The organism is Catenibacterium sp. UBA627, assembly GCF_002299355.1.
Classification (GTDB): Bacteria; Bacillota_I; Bacilli_A; order Erysipelotrichales; family Coprobacillaceae; genus Catenibacterium; species Catenibacterium mitsuoka.
Genome location: NZ_DBPF01000109.1, coordinates 1 through 2,113 on the forward strand (window position 1 = coordinate 1; position 2,113 = coordinate 2,113).

Below are 2,113 nucleotides of genomic sequence, written 5' to 3' on the forward strand. Positions count from 1 at the left end.
AAAGATGGAAAGATCCAAACAATCACTCTCTTTACCAAGAAGTATAAACTTAAGAATAATATTACTATTGGGACTGATTATTCTACAGTAAAGCATACTTATTCTTCTCCTACTTCTAACCATTACAATAACGGAAAAGGTACAATAACCTATAAATATAAAGAGAAGAATATACAAATTAAGTTTACCTTTAAAGACAAAAAAATTTCAGCATTTTCATTATCAAAATATTAAGATAACTATTGACGTGTTCGTTTCTCCTATGATATACTCAATTCCGCTGGCCGGTTGGAGAAACGGTTAACTCACATGCCTTTCACGCATGCATTCACGGGTTCGAATCCCGTACCGGTCACCATATTAAATACTACGATCCTTCGGGATCGTTTTTTTTATACCTAAATAAAAAAAGATAGCACAAAGGCTATCTGTATAAATCATACAACATTCCATGCTTAAGGCTTGATGAATCAATACCTAATACATCTAAAAGCTTATAAGCAAACGCAAATGCTGTAGCTGGTCCTCTACTAGTAATAATATGACCATCTACAACCACTTCTTCTTCAACATATTTACCTGCTTTTAAATAGCTTTCTATTTCTTCTCCTGGATAAGAAGTGACTTTCTTATTAGTGATTACACCTGCTTTACCTAAAGCCATAGGTCCTGCACATATAGCGGCAATATATCTTTCTTCATGATCATATTTCTTAATGAGTGAAATAATACGATCATCATCTCTTAAGGTCCATGCACCTGCTCCTCCAGGAATCACAATCATATCATAATAATCCATGTCTGTAAGTGTCTTATCGGCACGTACAGGAATGTTTCTAGAAGAAATGACAACCTGCTCCTCTTTAATAGAAACAGTGTCTACATCCACCTCTGCGCGTCTTAAGATATCTACTACACCTAAGGCTTCTACTTCTTCAAAACCATCTGCCATTAAAACTGCAACTTTTGCCATACTGTTATCCTCCTATCAATGATTGAAACACATATCCTGCAATCATTAATCCTGCACTCGCTGGCACAAATACACTACTACCTGGTGTTCTCTGTCCTGTCTTTGCAGGAATCTCATCTGAATAAGCAACTAAACACTTCTTAATTCTTCTTGCTTTTAATTCTCTTCTCATTACTTTCGCAAGAGGATCAATCTTTGTCTTATAGATATCAGTAATCTGTAAGTGAGAAGGATCAAGCTTATTTCCTGTACCCATAGAAGAGATAATAGGTACATTCAATTCTGTACATCTCTTAATCAATTCTATCTTTGCAGTTACTGTATCAATTGCATCAATTACATAATCATATTGAGATAAATCTATTGTATCAGCATTCTCTGGTAAATAAAATGTATCAAACGTATTTATATTTAAATTTGGATTAATATCTAACATACGTTCTTTAATAATATCTACTTTCTTCTTACCTACTGTAGAATGTAAGGCAATTATCTGTCTATTGAGATTTGTGATATCCACTGTATCATGATCAAATACATCAATTGTTCCTATACCAGAACGAACCAATCCTTCAATGGCATAGCCTCCAACACCACCACAGCCAAACACTGCAACATGTTTAGTCTTCATGATATCAATAGACTCATTACCTGCCACCCATCTTAATCTTATAAACTGATCGTCCATTATTCCTGCTCCTTATAGAAATCTAAGAAACTCTTCTTTGATTCATCCCAGTCAGTATAGGCAATGATTGTTTTAAGATTGACATTCTCTACACTCTTAAAAATATTCTGTTCTACTTTAGGATTGATTTCTCTTAGTTTCTTAATCAACATCTTAGTTTCTGCACGTTTAGATGTATGTTCAATTTCTCCACGTGCTTCAGATTCTTCTGTAAAACGACATGCACACTGCAAGAACTTTAAATTAAACTTTTCAGCCCAGGCAATAATATCTTCTTCATGAATCAAATACATAGGACGAATTAATTCCATACCTTTAAAGTTCTTACTATGAAGCTTAGGCATCATAGTCTGGACCTGAGCCCCATACATCATACCCATTAATATTGTTTCTATTACATCAGAATAATGATGGCCTAACGCAATCTTATTACATCCTAATTCCTGTGCTCT

4 protein-coding genes and 1 tRNA gene are annotated in these 2,113 nt (G+C 34.3%); 2 read left to right on the top strand and 3 right to left on the bottom strand.

The genetic code is table 11. The features are described from left to right. Positions 1-234, top strand: a 234-nt coding sequence (locus B2S90_RS06965; protein WP_286696777.1) for a hypothetical protein, incomplete at its 5' end; no start/stop codon positions are given. 48 nt (positions 235-282) lie between these two features. Next, a tRNA-Glu gene (locus B2S90_RS06970) sits at positions 283-358 on the top strand. A 66-nt stretch (positions 359-424) separates the two neighbouring features. Here B2S90_RS06970 and B2S90_RS06975 read toward each other — a convergent pair. The 3 genes from B2S90_RS06975 to B2S90_RS06985 all read right to left on the bottom strand — a co-directional run. After that, positions 425-973, bottom strand: coding sequence for a DJ-1 family glyoxalase III (locus B2S90_RS06975; RefSeq protein WP_006506239.1), 549 nt, complete (start codon positions 971-973; stop codon positions 425-427). A 4-nt stretch (positions 974-977) separates the two neighbouring features. After that, positions 978-1,661, bottom strand: coding sequence for a tRNA threonylcarbamoyladenosine dehydratase (locus tag B2S90_RS06980; protein WP_278861270.1), 684 nt, complete (start codon positions 1,659-1,661; stop codon positions 978-980). Beyond that, on the bottom strand, positions 1,661-2,113 hold a 453-nt coding region (locus tag B2S90_RS06985), incomplete at its 5' end, for a tRNA lysidine(34) synthetase (RefSeq protein ID WP_286696778.1). The genes B2S90_RS06985 and B2S90_RS06980, both read right to left, overlap by 1 nt.